The sequence below is a fragment of the Mycobacterium sp. TH-M116 genome (assembly GCF_057473685.1).
In genome coordinates this window covers 1-15,222 of the sequence record NZ_JBYCLC010000338.1, presented here as the reverse complement: position 1 = coordinate 15,222, position 15,222 = coordinate 1, and the positions used below count along the sequence as shown (strand labels likewise).

Genomic DNA, 15,222 nt, shown 5'->3' with positions numbered 1-15,222 from the left:
TGCGCCTCGGGTGCCGAATCCAGGATCGCGGCCAGCAGGCGGCCGTGCCCGCCGGCGACGTCGACGACGGTGCGGAAGGCCGAGAAGTCGTAGGCCTCGACGACGGGTCCGATCGCCGCACTGGACAAGCCCGTCATCGCGTCGTTGAAGATCTGCCCGAATTCGGTGTCGGCGCCCATGTATTCGAAGAAGCTCTTGCCGCGCAGCTTCTTGACGACGGAGGTGCCGGTCTTGATCGCCTCCGTCAGCAGGCTCCAATGCTCGCGCTGCTGGCGCGAGCCGACGAAGCGCGCCATGGCCGCCATCGACACCGGTGCGTCGGAACGCAACAGGTCGGCCAGTGGGGTCAGCGCGTAGCGGCCGTCGGCGCGCAGGGCGAAGATGTCCCGGCTCGTCAACGCCCGTAGCAGCCGGCGCAGCGCGTCGGGGTTGGCGCCGACCCTGCCGGCCAGTTCGTCGAGGCGGAGCGGCCCGGACGCCAATGCGTCCGCCACCCCCAGATCGGCAGCCGTGGTGATCGCCTGCGACATCCAGGCGCCCAGGATCAGCTCGTTCATCACCTCCGGCAACGGGGGCTGCTGCGGCTCGGATGATGGCGCGTCGGAAGTCGTCACGGGTGCCCTCGGGTCGGTGGCCACTGAACTCCACGGAGTCTTTCACGGATGGCCGCGGCGGTGCCCGGCGCGTACCGTATCGGCGCACGGGTCCGCGTCGGCGCGGGCGGCGAGTGTCGGGAGGTATGCGGTGAGAGCAAAGCTCGCTGCCGGTGCGGCGGCGGCCGGTGCGGTGGGTTCGGCGTGGGGGGTGGCGCGGGCGGCGGTCGCGCGCATCCAGCACAATCCGGACCCCCATCCGCGCGAGCGGCTGGTCGCCGAGCCCCGGGGCGAGCAGGTTCGGATCACCCAACCCGACGGGACCGTGCTGCACGTGCTGGCAGCCGGGCAGGGGCCGCCCGTGGTCCTCGTCCACGGCTACGGCGCGCGCATCCTGGAGTGGAATCTGGTGTGGGAGGGATTGCAGACCAAGGGTTTTCGTGTCATCGCGTTCGACCAGCGCGGGCACGGGCATTCCACACTGGGCGCGGACGGTGTCGGTTCCGAGCCCATGGCCGCCGACGTGGCCGCGGTCCTGCGGCACTTCGACGTGCGCGACGGCGTGCTCGTCGGGCACTCCATGGGCGGGTTCGTCAGCATCCGGGCGGTGCTCGACCACCCCGACGTGGCGCAGCGGCTGCGCGGGCTGGTGCTGTTCGCCACCTGGGCCGGCCGCATCCTGGACGGGGCGCCGCAGAATCGGCTGCAGATCCCGCTGCTGCAGTACGGCATCCTGCAAGCGGCGCTGCGCAACCGGACCGTCGCGGCATTGTTCGGCGCCGCGCAGTGCGGGGCGCATCCGTCGCCGGCGATGGTCTCGGTGTTCGTCGAGTTCTTCAACCGGCACCTCGACGAGCACGGGCCGCTGCTGCCGATCGTGCGGGCCTTCTCGCGCGAGGACCGCTACCCCCGGCTGGCCGAGATCGGGGTGCCGACCGCGGTCATGGTCGGCACCGCCGACAGCACCACGCCGCCAACCCATTCGCGCAGGCTCGCCGCGGGGATACCCGGCGCGCGGCTGGTGCAGGTGCCCGATGCGGGACACCTGCTGAACTGGGAGGCGCCCGAAGACCTGATCGACGTCGTCGAATCGTTTGCGGCGCAAGTTCCTTGATCACGCCCGACAACCAAGGTGGCCGGTGCCCTCCCGTCGGCACACCCGGCCGGCGCCGACTCGCCCTCGGTTCGGCTGTCGGCACCATCAGCGAAAACCGCGGCCAAGGCATCGTGGTGCCCCTACCATCCCTTTACATGCTTTCCAAGAAATCTGCGGGGCGCAGCCTGGTGGGCCGGTTGGCGGCCGTCGTCATGTTGGCGGTGGCGGCGATCGCGGTCACGACGATCGGGACGCCGGCGGTGAGTTCGGCGCAGTGCGAGCCCGGGCAGTATTGGGAGCCGTTCACCAAGGCCTGCTACCCACTGGGCGCCGGGCCGACGCCCCTGGCCTGTGATCCCGGGCAGTGGTGGGACCCGAGCGGAAACGTCTGCCGGCCACTGGGCGTCGGGCCGACGCCTCTGGCCTGTGATCCCGGGCAGTGGTGGGACCCGACGACCAATGTCTGCCGGCCGTTGGGCGTCGGACCCCCGGGCGGGTGACGGTCGGCGGCCGTCATCGTCTGAGGAGCGCCGTCACCAGATGACTACTTCGGCGTTGTCCCCGCCGTAACAGCGGGTCGAGATCATCGTCGATCCGTCGTCGAAATATGCGGGGTATCTTCCGACGCACGTCATCTCATAGGCGTCGCCGGTGACCGGTGAGAACGCGGTGAAGTTGTCGGACATGCCTGTGGCGTAGAAGTTTCGGCGTACGTTCTCTGCGAATGCGCACGTGGTGTGTCCGCCGACCACACCTTCGTGTCCATCGGGGCAGATGGTGAAGATGTCGGTGCTGCCGCTGGCGGGCGGTGGCGCCGCGCCCTCGTCTTGGCGGGGAGGTGGTGGGGCTGCTTCCACCGTGACCGTTGGCGGGGGCGCCGGTGTGACCGTCACCGTCGACGGCGGCGGAACTGGTGCGGCAGCCGGGATCGTCGCGACAGGCTTCGCGGCATCCGGGACGGGCATCGGTTTGGACTTCTTGCCATAGATGTACAACCCGAGCCACGTCACGAGTCCGAGAACGAGCGCAACCGCGACGGCGGTGATGAAGATGATGCCGGCGCGTTCCGCGGCCGCTCCCCACGAGACACCTGCGTCGTCGTCCTCGTCGTGCGACCAGGCCAGCTCGTGTGGGGCGCCGGTGGGCGGGGGGACGATCACCGTCTCGTCGTCGGCCGGCCCGATCGCGGTCGCATCACTGTCCGCGGCGCCGGTAGTCGGTGGCTGCTCCTCGCCCGTGTTGTTGCTGCTCATCTTCAGAGGCTCCTGTTTGGTTCGTCTCTGAATGTTCGCACCGAGGGGTGACAACTGTTCGGGAAATGTCCGCAACCGCAAGCACGGGGAGCACTTTGACCACATGGCGGCCCGGATGACAGCTGCGCATGGATTTTTCCCGCCGCAACGGTGGTGATGAGTTGCGCGCGGGTCACACTCGCGCTGTGGGGGCTGGGTCCGCGGAGTGCCGGGCCGTCCCTCGTGGCGGCAGCTTCAGGTCAACTGATTCGGAGGTATCGGCTCAGGTACCGCGTTCTGTCTGGTGGTCATGTCGCGGCACTCGCCGTAGATGGTGATCGAGCCGCCAACGTCTTGGACAGGGGAGTAGGGATCGAAGACGGCCGCGACGTTCTGTCTGCTCACTGCGGGGGAATGACTGTGGAAGTCGCCCGGAGCCGACCACCCGTGCTCCTTGAGCACACCGATCATCTGTTGAATCTGAGCTTGGGATGCTTCGAGAGTCGGCGCGTGGTCGTAGCTGAGCCCGACCACTCCGCGGAAGGGTGCGACGGCTTGGTCGTTGCAGGCCTCACGGCTGAAGTGCGCCGAGACGTCTTTGAGTCCCAGAGTTGCGACGATCTCTCGCGCCGCATTGATGACTTGCGCCCTGGACTGATCGGGAGTCATTGGGTGAGGTACCCCCTCGCTGAGATTCCCTGCGGTGCTACAGGATTGGATTGCGATGCCGAGTATGGCCGCGACGACGGCGGCAATCACCGCGCATCGCCATGCGGCTGAGTCGCGTCTCTTGGGTTGGTTCATCGAGGCATTCAATGGTAGTGGCCCCCTGTTGGTTCCCGGAAAGTCTCTGGGTCGACATCGTCGGGAAGCCAGTAGCTGCCGCGGTGCGCAGCGGTCATGTGGTCGTGCTCGAGCGCGTCGCCGTGCCCGGAGGCGATGTCGGCGATGCTGAACAACGATTCGCCACCGTTGGTGAAGTAGGAGCTGTGATCCTTCAACGGAGACGGCAGGCCGGGAGCCTCGGCTTTGAACCGGGCCGATCCGTAGCCTTCCACGGCTGGATCGTTACCGAGCCCAATGGTGACTCCGGTACCCGGTAAATGTCCTTGGATGCCGCCGAGGCGAGTGATCGGGTCAGAGGAGGCGGCGCCCACATAGACGTGGCCGCCTCCGGAAAGGTGAAAGTCGGCGGCGCTGTGGGCCAGGTCTGTTCCGGGGCAGCCGACGAGGACGGCGTCGTTGGCGTGCATCCCGGAACCTGCTGCTGCGTCGGCCACGGTTGTCGACCCGTAGGAGTAGCCGATCACGGTCACCTGGGAGGCCCCTGCCCGGTGAGTGACCGCGAGCGCGTTGACGTCTCCGACGAGCAAGGCCGCCTCCTTGCCTGGCCAGCGTGGTCTGCCCGATCTGGGGGTCGATGGCGCTGTCGGGGGCGTGGTATCCCATCCACATCAGGACCGCGTCGGACCTGTTCGGGTCGGCTCGTCGAGCTTCGTTGTAGAGGTTTCGCCCCTCGGTGTGACTCAAGTAGCCATCGCGCACACTGCTGCCCGTCCCCGGCACCAGGACGGTGGTGTTGTCGGCCTTGTCGGGGTTGCCGATCGCGATGGCTTCGCGGCCGCGGCCGTCGAAGGCCTCGGGATCGTAGGTTTGCAGGAAGACGGGGTTCTTGCTGCCGTCGGGGTTGGTGGCGTCTGTCTTGAGGCCGTTGCGGGTCTGTAAAGCGTTGGTGTAGAGGGTAATTGCCGTGGGCGTGAGGCCGTATTGCTGCGGGTGTTGGGTGACTTGATCGACCGATACGTGGTGGCTCGAAGCGGCGCCTTCCACCCGGGCGATGTCGTCGTCCATCACGGCCTGGTTGATCGTGTCGCGGGCGTCTGTGTCAATGCCGTTGAGGTTGCCCAGTTCTGACGGGTGCTGAGCGATCAGCTGATCGCGTTGTTGCCGGCTCAGGGAGTCCCACCATTGTTTGACGTCCTCAGGTTTGGTGTTCGGCGCGGGAATGTGAATCCGCTCGGTTTCTCCTGCGCATCGACGGCGTCGAGCGCCGTGGGATCCTATCCATCGGTGCGCAGCGTGGTCAGTGATGTCTGTAAGCAGTTCGAGTATCCGGTGCGGACCGACTCGATCTGGGCCACGGCCGCTTTGGTGTCGGCGATGGCATCCTCTTCGCAATTGGCGATCAACGCGTTCAGAGCATCTCTGTCGGCTGCGCTGAGATTGGGGTCGTGCTCGAGTTGCAGCGCCTGGCCGATCAAGTCGTCAAGCTGCACCAGCTGGGCTTCAAGCGTCGCGATCTGGCCGGCGGCGCTTTTTTTCGCCTCGGCCAGCGACGCGGCGATGCCTTCGAGATCGGCGGCGATCTTCGGCAGTTGCGCCGACTGTGCACCCAGCGATTCGGTCACCCGTTTTACCTCGGCGGAATCGTTGATCGGGTGATCGCCATTCTGGTGGTTCCAGGCGGCGTCGAAGCGGCGACGGGCCATGTCGAAGGAGTGGTCGGCCTCGGCGCTGCTGCGGCCCGCATTGTGAAACGCCGCTGCGAGATCCGAGACCTGCGCAGGGCTCCCCGCCTGCAGGCTGTTGTTGATTGCCCACGGATCGCCACCGGCTTCGGCGATCAGCGCCGGAACGCTTATGTAGCGAAGCTGCGTCTCGCCACCCGCAACATCACCCTGCCTTCCCCAAGCCTGGTTGCTGACGCTACTCGCCTTGACCGGCCAACCACGGTGCTTCGTCCACGATGGCCGGTCGTTCGTCGACGGTGTTACCGGGCGGCCCGCCGGCGCGCGCCAAGGGCCGTTAGCGGGTGAATCTCAGGTCATGTTCGGCCCGCGCAGGGGCCTGAAACGGGTGTTAATGCAGTTCAGGCATGTTGCGCGATACTTGGATTAAGGTGAGGGCTAGACGCCTGATTGGCTGTCGAGATGCTGGACCTCTCTTCGGTTGTGGTTTACGGCTGCGATGCTCGTGTTGGTCCCTCCCGCCGCCACCTTCACTTGGCGGCACCCCGGTGCCGTGCGCCCGAGGGTCGGGCGAGCAGCTGCCAGCGCAATGCCAGGGTTCACCCAGTAGCAGGTGATAGCTTGCGGCCACCCGGTAGGTGGCGAGTTTCAGATGGAGGAATGGCCTAATGCGTTCAGCGACCGCGCTGTGCATATGCGCCTCGCCACTAGCAATCACGCCCGCAGCCGTCGCATATGCCGATCCTAACGACGACAGATTTCTTAGCGCTATCGCGGGGCAAGGAATTACAGGTGATTCGGCGCAATTAATCGCAGAGGCGCACACAGTGTGCGATATTGCTTCGTCGCATAATTGGTTCGAGGCTAAGCAGCAGGCGTATGCCGAGGTCGAGAGCACCTTGCATGCCGAGGTCTGGCCAGCACACGCTTTTCTCAACGCTTCCGCAGACTACTATTGTCCCCAATGTATGGAACTCGGTGACAATTTTGAACCTGGGCTGTGACTTTTCGGTGCCCCTTGAGGGCTTCTGAAACATGAAGACATTCGTTGTGTGCATAGCGTCCGCGATGTTGGCATTCGCACCGACAGCAGTCGCGCATGCCGATCCCGACCCGTACATCCCAGATCCACACCATGACTACTGTCCGGGCAGCGGGCCTAGCTCTCTGACTTTGGGCTATTGCGACGGTTTGCCCTACCAGGATGGATCCTACTGGCACTACGTTCTTCCTTGGGTAACGATCACCGAGCCTAGACCTGGCATGGTTGGCCCAGGAATACAATGCGTCGCTAAACGAACTGGATTACTTCTGCAACTTGCGCCCCCTGGAGGGTGCGGTAATACACCCACGCCAACGATAAAGCCGCCCAATCCTCTTGGTGGCCTTCCGAGCACATAAGCATCATCTTGTTGCATGGGGTCTGCTGCATGAATAGGTGAAACTGTCACCTGACCATGCAGCAGACCCATGGCTAGCCTCGATCTTTCGCGCGGCTGGCGTGCTGGCCTGAGCAGTCTCGGATTTGTGGTTTTCAGGGTCGGCTCGTGTCGGGTCGCCCGATGTCATCGGGTGGTGCCGGGTCCTTTGGTTCCCGGGTTGATGCCTTTCGTCTGGTAGGGGCGGGTGTGCCGGCGGTCAGGTCGGTGCCGGCAGCGCATTGAGTTTGTTCAATGTGTCGGTGAGCAGGTGTGTCCAGGGGGCGTGGGCAGCCAGTCGCAGGCGGACTCGGCGGGCATGACAGGTGATGCGGGCGGCGATCGAAAACAGGCGCAGCCGTAGGCGTTTGGGCTCCCAGCGGCGGGCGGGATGCTCGTGCAGGGCTAGCATCTGCAGCCAGGCGGTCAGCTCGCAGGCAAGTTGGACGAGGGCGCACCAGATCCGATTCTGGTCGAAGCCGTGCAGGGGCAGGTTGGCCAGGCCGGTGTCTTTAGCGGTGCGGATGCGGTCTTCGCAGCGGGCACGGCGGCGATGCCGCAGCTCCAACTCGGGTAGCTGGCCGCGGGCGCTGTTGGTGACGAACGCGGTCAGGCGCAGTCCGTCGTGATCGGTGAACCGCAACTGCGCACCCGGATGGGGGCGTTCGCGGCGCACGATCAGCCGCATCCCGGGCGGCCAGCCCGACAGATCGACCAACCCGGTGGCCTCGGCGACCCAGGCGCCCTCACGGATTCCACCGTCGCTGTCATACGCCGGGGTCCAGGCCTGATCGGGGATCTTTTCGATCGCAGTGGCGATGGTCTCGGTCAGGCCGAACCCGATCGAGTAGGACAGGCGGCGCTTGGTGAGGTAGTTGAGGAAGTCGTGGGTGGCCCCGCCGGCATCAGCACGCACGAGCACCTTGCGCCCCACCCGATAGCCGGTATCCATGGGCAACTGCGCCAAGGCGTCTTTGACCACCGTGACGTGGTCAGCGGCGGTGTTCGCACCGGCGTTGCCGGGCCGCAACAGGATCGCCAACGGTTCCCCGGTACCGCCCGGTCCGTGATCGACGAACGCGCACATCGGGTGAAACCCGAAGCCCCGCTTATAGGTTGGGGCAGCCGATTCCTTGTCCGAATGCGCGGTCACCAGGGTCGCGTCCAGATCGACGATCAGCGGGCGATCGGCATCAACACCATGGTCAGGTGCTCGATTCCCGGCAGCCGTCCACGCCGCCGAACGAGCCCATGCACGGGCCGCGGCCATCGCTTGCAACGCTGCGGTTGCATCGGCAGCCAGCGTGGTGATCAGCCGCGACACCGTCGGATCAGAAGCCACCAACCCGAACACGCCCGGCTCGCTGCGCAGCATCGCGATATCAGCTAAACAGTCTCCACCGATGGCCAGAGTGATCGCCAGGTCGCAGACGATCTTGCCGGGATCGTGGCTGGCCAGCGGTTTGCGCCACGGCATCAACGCCGCCGACAGCGCGCTCATCAGCCCGGTGGCCTGCGCGGTGCGTGCCAACGCGACCGCCCCCGCCTGCGACACGACACCAGATCCCGTGGCCTCGACAGCCAATCCCGGGTAGCACGACGTAGACTTCCTCACCAGATTGGTGCTCCTTGAACTGGTCCGATTCCTCCTTCAGCAAGTCGAATCTTTCCAGCTCAGAGCACCATTCTTCGTCAACGGCACGCAGTCAGAACCCATCACCGTGAAAGCGCGAGGCTAGGTCGGCGGGCTTGTGAATCAGTTTGGGGCAACTGGTTGTCGGTGGGCGCCGGTATGGTGGTCGTGCCCGGCGGTTTTCTCTGCCCGTTTCCGTTGTTGCGGTTGGTTTCCCTGTATTGACCGTCGGTTTCGTTGCGGGGTGGCCTGCGAACCGTCCCCCGGGCCTTTTGCTGGCACCTGCTCGGCCGATGCTGAATGACGGCGGGCTTGGCAGAGGAGAAGTTCCCGAAGACGTTGGCAGGCACAGAGATATCCGACATCGACCTCGACGAAGAAGTCTTCATGTTTCAAGGCGAACTGCTGACTGAGGCGAGGGCCCGCCAGCTCACGGAGGAGCACTTCGAACGCGGGATGAAGTCCTAGTGGGGTTTGGCGCGTCCGTCGCGCGGACTGACTGGCTGGAGGCGATCGGCAGCTGCTTCGACCCGGATGCGTTGCGCGACAAGGACGTCATCAGGGCAGCGCCGTGCTGGCGTACTGGAGCATCGCCTCCGAAGACGCTGGTGCGTCGGGCGGTGCGATGGTGAGGGTCGTCGGCCTGATTCGGTAGCGGGTGCCGTCGGCCGGGTTGGTGACGTCGAAGCCTACGGAGGAGTGCACTGCGTTTGGGAGTTCGATGCTGGCGCCGTCGCTGAGGCGGACGCCGCGGTAGTAGAAGTCGCCGGGTTGGATTTCGCAGACCACCAGTAACGACTGCGTGGTTCGGGCCATGACTGCTGGTTGAGTTCCCGGGTCGCAGCGTGCACCGGGGTAGGCGATCCAGCCAAGCCTATTGGTTCCTGGCAGACTTTCGATGCTTGGCTGCGCAGTTGCCGCGGCAGGCGACTTAGGCGCCGGTGTCGCCGTGGTAGTCGGCATCCGGGCTGGAGGTGGCGGCGCGGCCCACGATGTCGGAGTGCTCGTAACCGGATATGGTGCCGCGGCCTTGTCATGCGTGCGCATCAACGCCCAACCGCCGAACCCGACCGCCAGCGCGACCACGCTGGCACAGGCCAGCAGCACACCAACGTGACCCCAGGTCAAACCCCACGACTGGCGGTGAATTTCCACGGTCTCGTCCTCCGACGACCACGCCAGATTGGCCGCGGCCTCGGTAGGCGGCGGCACTCGCGTCGTCGCGTCACCGTCGTCACCCGCGGCTACCGTGGTTGGTTGGTCGGCGCTGTCGTCGTTGAAGGTCGTCATCGTTACCCTCGATATCGTTACCCTCGATCCAATATGCAGTCTGCACCAGGGATTCACCGCTGAAGGTAGTTTTTCGTGCGTAGCAAAGGTTACCTACAGCTGCCGAGGGCCGCAGGTTCGTGAATCTCAGGTCAGGTTTGGCCGACACGGAGCTCAAAAATGGGTGTTTACGCAGGTAGACGTGGTGCGCGATACTGGGATTGAACCAGTTTCACTAGTGGGCCGGTGAGTGACTGTCTGACCTGCACAGAAAGCCTCTGACCAGGCGACACGACCGACAGTAACGCAAGAACCAAGCGGAAGCAAGGAACGTTTGGTGTAGTCTCTTATTGCGCATTTATTGCGCGGACAAGGAGACGACAGTGACGCAGCGCGGAGCGACCCAGAAGCGCAACCGCCGCAAGTTCGGCCGCATCCGTCAGTTCAGCTCGGGTCGCTGGCAGGCCTCTTATACCGGCCCGGACGGCAACGTCTACATAGCGCCGAAGACATTCGACGCGAAGATCGACGCCGAAGCATGGCTGACCGACCGACGCCGCGAGATCGACCGCGAACTCTGGTCACCGGCAAGCGGGCAAGAGGAACGACCCAGCGCGCCCTTCGGCGAATACGCCGAAGGCTGGATGAAGCAACGCGGGATCAAGGATCGGACGCGCGCGCATTATCGGAAGCTGCTCGACAATCACATCCTGGGCACCTTCGAGGGTACCGAGCTGCGCGAGATCACACCGGCTGCCGTTCGGCGCTGGTACGCGACGACCGCGGTCGGCACCCCGACGATGCGGGCCCACGCGTACAGCCTGCTGAGAGCGATCATGCAGACCGCGCTCGCCGACGACTTGATTGACTCCAACCCGTGCCGGATTGCGGGCGCATCGAGTGCCCGCCGCGTTCACAAGATCCGGCCCGCCACGCTCGACGAACTCGAAATCATCACCAAGGCCATGCCCGACCCCTATCAAGCGTTCGTACTGATGGCCGCGTGGCTGGCAATGCGCTACGGCGAGCTAACCGAGCTGCGGCGCAAAGATATCGACTTACACGATGAGGTTGTCCGGGTGCGGCGAGCGGTCGTCCGCGTCGATGACGAATTCCGGGTGACGACACCGAAAAGCGATGCCGGAGTGCGAGACATCGCCATTCCGCCGCACCTCGTGCCGGTCATCGAGGACCACCTGCAGAACCACGTCCGACCCGGGCGCGAGTCGATATTATTTCCCTCGGTCAACGACCCGGATCGGCACCTTGCACCCTCAGCGCTGTACCGCATGTTTTACAAAGCTCGCGAAGCCGCTGGCCGACCCGATCTACGCGTGCACGACCTCCGACATTCCGGCGCCGTCTTAGCCGCCTCCACCGGGGCGACCCTCGCGGAACTTATGGCGCGCCTTGGACATTCGACTGCAGGAGCGGCCCTGAGATATCAGCACGCGGCCAAGGGGCGCGACCGGGCAATCGCGGCACTACTGTCCAAACTCGCCGAAAATCAGGGAGCTGGGAGCGCGCATTGAGTGACGACGAACTTGAAGCCATCCACCGCGAAATCATGGCCCGCATCCGCAATGAAATCGGTTCTCCACCGAGTAATCAGGGAACAACAGATGCCGACCCGCTCGGCTACCTGAGCCCGAAACTGCGCGAATGGTGGCTGATGCACGGGATGAAGATCACGGCGACATTGATCCTGCGATGCGCCGACTGCCACACACTGCTAGGTGAAATCGTCTCCGACGCCGACGATCCCGATCTAGCGGTGGCCGTGCTGCAGCGCGTCTACGGCGACAACCAACCTGTTGACTTTCGTGGCTGGTCGCCGGGCGCGGTGGCCGACCAGCTCGACGCCGCGGGTGGTGAAGCACCGACCGACCTGGCAGGCCGCAGCCTGATCGAATACCTACGGGAGCGACAGGCCCGGATCGACGCCGATACGCTGCGCACCCTCTCGGACGGACGCCACATCACCCGCCGTTACCGTGAGCCCCCCGACGTGTTGCCCCTGGGTCTGGGGGATGCGCTGTGTCCCGAGCATGGATGGATCGAACTAGACCCGCAGTCCCTGCGCGCCGAACTTGGGGCTACTCGCCACGCCGCGAAACGGAAAATCTTGCTTACAACCGGAACCGCGGTGTAACTTCTGCTTTGAGACCTCGCGGTGCGCGAAACCGACTCGTTAGAGCCGGGCCCGGCTTAGGCAACCGGAAGTTATCTCCTTGATAATGGAGTGCTTCCATGCCTACAGCAGCAAATTCTGTTGCGCGCGAGTGGATTACCATCCAACAAGCCGCTGACCATCTCGACCTCACAGAGCGGTCTGTTCGGGCGATGATCGCTGACGGCCGGCTACGTGGTTACCGGAACGGTCGCCGGGTCATCCGCCTCGACCTCAACGAAGTCGACGCCGCCATGAAGCCGTTCGGCGGTGCAGTGTGACTGGCCGCCTAGGGGCGCCCGAAAGGGAACGGGGCGCCCCGCACCACCAGGACGACCCGAACCAACGTCTAGATAGCAGCAGCAGCCCAGACAGCCACAGCCTAGCTGATATCGGCGCTCGGCCCGCGTATGGCGTGGTCGCCGGTAATGCCCGGAGGTTTGGGGCGTCCCGGCGAATGGCACCGATCAGTCGGTGTTCGTGCGTCCGCGACCCCGACGTCGATCGGCACCGCTGTGATGATGACCGCGCCCGTGGTTACGAGGACGCCGCGCGTCACTTGCTCAGCCATGGCCTGATGCCTGCAGCGAATCGGGCGGCGATGCAGCAGATGTGGCAGTCCGGCGGCGAGAGCCGACGAACCGCACAGGTCATCGCGAAGCGCTGGGAGCTGGTGGCATGAGCGGCGATTTGGCCATCGCGATCGACTCGACCGAGGCCCGCGCGCTGACGGACCGGATCAAGGTCGGCGTCGAGGCCGTGTGGGAACTGGTGAAGCAGGCGTACGAGCAGCGTGCCTGGTTGGCGCTGGGCTACTCGTCCTGGGATGACTACTGCACCCGCGAGTTCGGCACCACCCGGTTGCGCCTGCCGCGTGAGGAACGCGCCGAAGTCGTTGCATCACTACGGGAATCAGGGCTGAGTATCCGGGCTATCGCATCGGCGACGGGGTTGAACAAGGAGACGGTCAACAACGTCACTCGGGAACTGTCCGGAATCCGGACACCTGAACCTGACGAGGACGCGCTGGCCGAGGAGTTGATCGTCGCCGAGCAGCAGTTGCCGCCGCTACCCGAGAACTACATGAACACTCCGGGTGCGCCCACCGAATCGACTCCTGGGCAAACGGACCGGGTAGCGGAGGCACTAGACCGGGCGCGGCGCTCTGAATCCAAACCCACGTCGGTTATCGGCATGGATGGTAAAACCTACGAACCAAAACTGCCGCAGCAGAAACCCTCGAAGCCACGGCGCAAATCGATCACTGATGAGGCGACTTCTATCGGGCTTGATCTCTCGCGGATCCATAAGCGGTTGACCAAGCTACTCGACGATGACCGTTTCGCGCGGCACCGTGAAGAAATCGGCTGCCAAATCCAGCCCGAACACTGCCTCGACACCCTTGAGCGTCTCGTCCGGGCGATAAATGAGGATGCGGGGGCGGCCCGATGACGTACACCGATCGATCCGACGAGGTCCGCGAGATGCATGCCGAGGAGGACGTCACAGACCCACTCCGCGAGATGTTCAACGGGGCGTGGCTGGACACCCAGCACTTCCCGGCGCTGGAGTACGCAGTCCCGGGCATCCTCCCGGAAGGCTTCGGGCTGCTCGTGTCACCGCCGAAGGCCGGGAAAAGCTGGTTCGTCTGCGGCATCGGCTTGGGCTGCGCGACAGGAGGTTTAGCACTCGGGCGCATCAGGGTCAACCAGCGCCCAGTTTTGTACCTCGCACTGGAAGACGGTCAGCGGCGGCTGCAGTCGCGGTCGCGGCGCCTGATGTGTGGCCAATCCCTACCCGCGAACATCCACTTCGTCACGAAAGCCAAGCCCGCCGAGGTTATACCGGTCATCTCGGAGTTTTTGAAGCGGTACGGCTCGCAGAAGCCGCTGATCATCTTGGACACGCTGGGCAAGGCGCGACCGCCGCGCCCGCCTGGCGCCGACCTGTACGCGTGGGATTACGCGATCGGCACCCAGTTGAAGAACGTGATCGACAGCGTGCCTGGCGCGACTTTGCTTGCTGTGCATCACAGCCGGAAAGCGGAATCGTCGGACTTCGTGGACTCCGTGTCGGGCAGCCAAGGTATCGCCGGCTCGGCCGACTTCGTGTTGGTGCTGTCCCGCAAACGCCACAGTGATCAGGCAGTGTTGTCGGTGACAGGCCGCGACGTCGCCGAGGCCGAGTACGCGCTCGTCACCGACAACGGGCTCTGGTATCTCGATGGCGCGGACCTAACCGCGGCCTCTCAATCCGCCGAACGCCGCCGCCTTTCGGACACTCGTTCGGACAGGAGCATAGAGATAACTGCTGCGATCGTCGCAGCCAGTCCGAACGCCATCTCACCGGCCGAAGTTTCCGAAAAAATCGGTCTCGACAACGACACGGTCGGGCGCTACCTGCGAAGACTCGCCGACGACGGCCTCATCGAGCGTGCCGGAAGAGGTCTGTACAGAACCGTGTCCGAAGTGTCCGAACTGTCCGAATCTGGGCTTTCGGACACAACGGACACTTCGGACACACTTTTCAACGGGACGGCGAAACAGTGAATCGCGCTAACCGCCGACGCCACACCCGCGAAGCCCCGGCCAGCATTCGGGCGTTCGCCGCCGCCTACCGCTGCCCGGACTGCCTCAGCGGGACAACCCGTCCCGTACAAGACCGGTTCGGGATATGGCGCATCGAGGTCCGCCACGATGAAACCTGCCCGACCTGGCGGGCGATGCAACGACGGGGCGCACGATGACTCGCTCCCGCCGCAGCGCCCGCACAGCCGGCACCCGCTTCGAGTCCCAGATCGCCGCCGCGCAGCGGACTGAGGGGTCACAGTGACCGCGGCGCGGTTCGACCCCGAAGGCGCGATCCGCTTGATGGCCAGCATGTTGGCCGGCGCTCCGAAACTCTCCGACGCCGGATGCAGGGGCCGATTTGACCTGTTCGACGACCGGCGCGGTGACGAGGACGCCGAGGACGCCGCCGTACGACACCAGCAAGCGGTGCAGCTCTGCCACGCCTGCCCGGCCTTGGACGCCTGTACCGCATGGACCGCCCGGCTGCGCGGCCGCCACCGACCCGGCGGCGTCATCGCCGGAGAAGTGCCCAAACCATCACCCGAAAGGAAAAACCCGCATGACCACTGACTTTCCGACAGAGTGCCCGATCTGCGACAGCCCCACCGACGTGCAACGCGATCGCTGCGACTGCGGTCGCGTGCATTGCTTCGCCTGCGGCGAGCTGCTCGTGGAGGGCGAGGCGCAGTCGTGAGCGCCCGTCGCACGCGCCGCGGTAGCGACCCGGGCGCCGACTTGGTGTGTCCGAGGAGCGCCCCCGTCGGGGCGACCTC

The 15,222-nt window shown here is 65.0% G+C and carries 16 protein-coding genes and 1 pseudogene; 11 read left to right on the top strand and 6 right to left on the bottom strand.

Going from position 1 to position 15,222, the window contains the following annotated elements:
- The coding region (locus AC2VOK_RS17395) for a methyltransferase family protein (protein ID WP_428901597.1) at positions 1 to 557 on the bottom strand (557 nt) is incomplete at its 3' end.
- 187 nt (positions 558 to 744) lie between these two features.
- Here AC2VOK_RS17395 and AC2VOK_RS17390 point away from each other — a divergent pair.
- Both AC2VOK_RS17390 and AC2VOK_RS17385 read left to right on the top strand, forming a co-directional pair.
- A complete protein-coding gene (locus tag AC2VOK_RS17390; protein ID WP_428901596.1) occupies positions 745 to 1,707 on the top strand; it encodes an alpha/beta fold hydrolase in 963 nt (320 codons plus the stop codon).
- A gap of 137 nt (positions 1,708 to 1,844) precedes the next feature.
- Complete coding sequence (locus tag AC2VOK_RS17385) at positions 1,845 to 2,189, top strand: hypothetical protein (protein WP_428901595.1); 345 nt, start codon at positions 1,845 to 1,847, stop codon at positions 2,187 to 2,189.
- A gap of 33 nt (positions 2,190 to 2,222) precedes the next feature.
- Here AC2VOK_RS17385 and AC2VOK_RS17380 read toward each other — a convergent pair whose 3' ends face one another.
- From AC2VOK_RS17380 to AC2VOK_RS17370, 3 genes and pseudogenes are all read right to left on the bottom strand, one after another.
- On the bottom strand, positions 2,223 to 2,942 hold the full coding sequence (locus AC2VOK_RS17380; RefSeq protein ID WP_428901594.1) for a hypothetical protein: 720 nt from the start codon (positions 2,940 to 2,942) through the stop codon (positions 2,223 to 2,225).
- A gap of 234 nt (positions 2,943 to 3,176) precedes the next feature.
- Complete coding sequence (locus AC2VOK_RS17375; RefSeq protein WP_428901593.1) at positions 3,177 to 3,590, bottom strand: hypothetical protein; 414 nt, start codon at positions 3,588 to 3,590, stop codon at positions 3,177 to 3,179.
- Positions 3,591 to 3,733: 143 nt separating this feature from the next.
- A pseudogene (locus AC2VOK_RS17370) lies at positions 3,734 to 5,563 on the bottom strand (putative alpha/beta hydrolase).
- Between the two features lie 494 nt (positions 5,564 to 6,057).
- On the opposite strand from AC2VOK_RS17370, the gene AC2VOK_RS17365 reads away from it, so the two are divergent.
- Positions 6,058 to 6,393 carry a DUF732 domain-containing protein gene (locus tag AC2VOK_RS17365; RefSeq protein WP_428901592.1) on the top strand — a complete coding sequence of 112 codons (336 nt, stop codon included), beginning with the start codon at positions 6,058 to 6,060 and terminating at the stop codon, positions 6,391 to 6,393.
- Positions 6,394 to 7,027: 634 nt separating this feature from the next.
- Here AC2VOK_RS17365 and AC2VOK_RS17360 read toward each other — a convergent pair.
- Positions 7,028 to 8,422, bottom strand: coding sequence for an IS1380 family transposase (locus AC2VOK_RS17360; RefSeq protein ID WP_428901591.1), 1,395 nt, complete (start codon positions 8,420 to 8,422; stop codon positions 7,028 to 7,030).
- Between the two features lie 330 nt (positions 8,423 to 8,752).
- Here AC2VOK_RS17360 and AC2VOK_RS17355 point away from each other — a divergent pair, with 330 nt between their 5' ends.
- Complete coding sequence (locus tag AC2VOK_RS17355; protein WP_428901590.1) at positions 8,753 to 8,908, top strand: hypothetical protein; 156 nt, start codon at positions 8,753 to 8,755, stop codon at positions 8,906 to 8,908.
- A gap of 90 nt (positions 8,909 to 8,998) precedes the next feature.
- Here AC2VOK_RS17355 and AC2VOK_RS17350 read toward each other — a convergent pair whose 3' ends face one another.
- Positions 8,999 to 9,730, bottom strand: a complete 732-nt coding sequence (locus tag AC2VOK_RS17350) for a hypothetical protein (RefSeq protein WP_428901589.1) — start codon at positions 9,728 to 9,730, stop codon at positions 8,999 to 9,001.
- Positions 9,731 to 10,092: 362 nt separating this feature from the next.
- On the opposite strand from AC2VOK_RS17350, the gene AC2VOK_RS17345 reads away from it, so the two are divergent.
- From AC2VOK_RS17345 to AC2VOK_RS17315, 7 genes are all read left to right on the top strand, one after another.
- On the top strand, positions 10,093 to 11,241 hold the full coding sequence (locus tag AC2VOK_RS17345; RefSeq protein ID WP_428901588.1) for a tyrosine-type recombinase/integrase: 1,149 nt from the start codon (positions 10,093 to 10,095) through the stop codon (positions 11,239 to 11,241).
- Positions 11,238 to 11,861 carry a hypothetical protein gene (locus AC2VOK_RS17340; RefSeq protein ID WP_428901587.1) on the top strand — a complete coding sequence of 208 codons (624 nt, stop codon included), beginning with the start codon at positions 11,238 to 11,240 and terminating at the stop codon, positions 11,859 to 11,861. Before AC2VOK_RS17345 ends, AC2VOK_RS17340 begins: the two co-directional genes overlap by 4 nt.
- Before the next feature lie 98 nt (positions 11,862 to 11,959).
- Positions 11,960 to 12,160: an excisionase family DNA-binding protein gene (locus AC2VOK_RS17335; RefSeq protein ID WP_428901586.1), complete on the top strand. Its 201-nt coding sequence runs from the start codon at positions 11,960 to 11,962 to the stop codon at positions 12,158 to 12,160.
- A gap of 397 nt (positions 12,161 to 12,557) precedes the next feature.
- Complete coding sequence (locus tag AC2VOK_RS17330) at positions 12,558 to 13,331, top strand: hypothetical protein (protein ID WP_428901585.1); 774 nt, start codon at positions 12,558 to 12,560, stop codon at positions 13,329 to 13,331.
- Positions 13,328 to 14,428, top strand: a complete 1,101-nt coding sequence (locus tag AC2VOK_RS17325) for an AAA family ATPase (RefSeq protein WP_428901584.1) — start codon at positions 13,328 to 13,330, stop codon at positions 14,426 to 14,428. Before AC2VOK_RS17330 ends, AC2VOK_RS17325 begins: the two co-directional genes overlap by 4 nt.
- A gap of 279 nt (positions 14,429 to 14,707) precedes the next feature.
- The gene (locus tag AC2VOK_RS17320; protein ID WP_428901583.1) at positions 14,708 to 15,019 is read left to right on the top strand and encodes a hypothetical protein; all 312 of its coding nucleotides are present in this window, start codon (positions 14,708 to 14,710) and stop codon (positions 15,017 to 15,019) included.
- On the top strand, positions 15,009 to 15,143 hold the full coding sequence (locus AC2VOK_RS17315) for a hypothetical protein (protein ID WP_428901582.1): 135 nt from the start codon (positions 15,009 to 15,011) through the stop codon (positions 15,141 to 15,143). The genes AC2VOK_RS17320 and AC2VOK_RS17315 overlap by 11 nt, the downstream gene beginning before the upstream one ends.
- Positions 15,144 to 15,222 lie beyond the last annotated feature (79 nt).

Bases quoted from the DNA above. Each gene is read 5' to 3' on its own strand.
- AC2VOK_RS17385 (WP_428901595.1), top strand. From the start codon at position 1,845: ATGCTTTCCAAGAAATCTGCGGGGCGCAGCCTGGTGGGCCGGTTGGCG.
- AC2VOK_RS17380 (WP_428901594.1), bottom strand. From the start codon at position 2,942: ATGAGCAGCAACAACACGGGCGAGGAGCAGCCACCGACTACCGGCGCC.
- AC2VOK_RS17375 (WP_428901593.1), bottom strand. From the start codon at position 3,590: ATGACTCCCGATCAGTCCAGGGCGCAAGTCATCAATGCGGCGCGAGAG.
- AC2VOK_RS17365 (WP_428901592.1), top strand. From the start codon at position 6,058: ATGCGTTCAGCGACCGCGCTGTGCATATGCGCCTCGCCACTAGCAATC.
- AC2VOK_RS17350 (WP_428901589.1), bottom strand. From the start codon at position 9,730: ATGACGACCTTCAACGACGACAGCGCCGACCAACCAACCACGGTAGCC.
- AC2VOK_RS17335 (WP_428901586.1), top strand. From the start codon at position 11,960: ATGCCTACAGCAGCAAATTCTGTTGCGCGCGAGTGGATTACCATCCAA.
- AC2VOK_RS17330 (WP_428901585.1), top strand. From the start codon at position 12,558: ATGAGCGGCGATTTGGCCATCGCGATCGACTCGACCGAGGCCCGCGCG.
- AC2VOK_RS17325 (WP_428901584.1), top strand. From the start codon at position 13,328: ATGACGTACACCGATCGATCCGACGAGGTCCGCGAGATGCATGCCGAG.
- AC2VOK_RS17315 (WP_428901582.1), top strand. From the start codon at position 15,009: ATGACCACTGACTTTCCGACAGAGTGCCCGATCTGCGACAGCCCCACC.